This window comes from Psychrobacter sp. T6-1 (assembly GCF_052258445.1).
Genome location: NZ_JBQQFC010000521.1, coordinates 1 through 1136 on the forward strand (window position 1 = coordinate 1; position 1136 = coordinate 1136).

1 protein-coding gene is annotated in these 1136 nt (G+C 51.9%); it reads left to right on the forward strand.

Going from position 1 to position 1136, the window contains the following annotated elements:
- Nucleotides 1–1136: aldehyde dehydrogenase family protein (locus tag ACTXGO_RS14280; protein WP_443574981.1), on the forward strand; the 1136-nt coding region annotated here is incomplete at both ends.

The window sequence follows — 1136 nt, forward strand, 5'->3', positions numbered from 1 at the left end:
GAGTGGCAAGCGGGCACCGATACTATCAACAACATCAATCCCTCAGACACTAGTGAAAGCATTGGCGATTTTGCGCAGGCAAGCGCAGATCAAGTCAAAGACGCTATCGCTGCTGCCCGCCATGCTCAGCCAAAATGGGAAGCGACGCCACTTGAGAAAAAACAATCTATCTTGCAAGCGATCGGCGATGAGATGATCGCCCGCTGTGATGAATTGGGTACATTGCTTTCACGTGAGGAAGGTAAGCCATTTGCGGAAGGTCGCGGCGAGATTTACCGCGCAGGGCAGTTCTTTCATTACTATGCGGCCGAAGTATTACGTCAAATCGGTGATACTGCAGATTCAGTCCGCCCTGGGGTCAAAGTCGAAGTCACTCGTGAAGCGGTTGGCGTGGTCGCGATTATCTCGCCTTGGAACTTCCCGACGGCAACGGCGGTTTGGAAAATCGCGCCGGCGTTAGCCTTTGGTAATAGTGTCATCTGGAAACCTGCAAACTTGACGCCCGCCAGCGCAGTCGCTATGGCTGAGATTATTCATCGTCAAGGACTGCCTGAGGGCACGTTTAATTTGCTATTAGGCGGCGGCTCATCGGTCGGTGATACGCTTATTCACTCAAAAGATATCGACGCGGTCAGCTTTACAGGCTCAGTACCGACAGGTCGCAAAGTCGCTGCGGCTACTGCGCCAAACTTTGTGCGTTGCCAGCTTGAAATGGGCAGCAAAAACGCCTTGATCATCGCTGATGATGCTGATATGCAAGTCGCTGTGGACGCGGCAATCGCTGGTGCGTTCGGTGGTTCAGGTCAAAAATGTACCGCCTCTTCACGCTTGATCGTCATGGACGGCGTACACGACGCTTTCGTTGATGCCATGATCGAGCGGATGAAAACGCTAAAAGTCGGTCACGCTCTAGATGACGGTATCTTTATGGGACCAGTAGTCGATGATAAACAGCTGGCAGCAAACATGGATTGGATCGAAAAAGGCAAGCAGTCTGGTGCCAACCTAGCTTATGGTGGCGAGCGCCTAGAGATGGCCCACGACGGTTATTACATGGCACCAACCTTGTTTACTGAGACCGAAAACAGCTGGGATATTAACCAAGAAGAGGTCTTTGCACCATTAGCTTGCGTGAT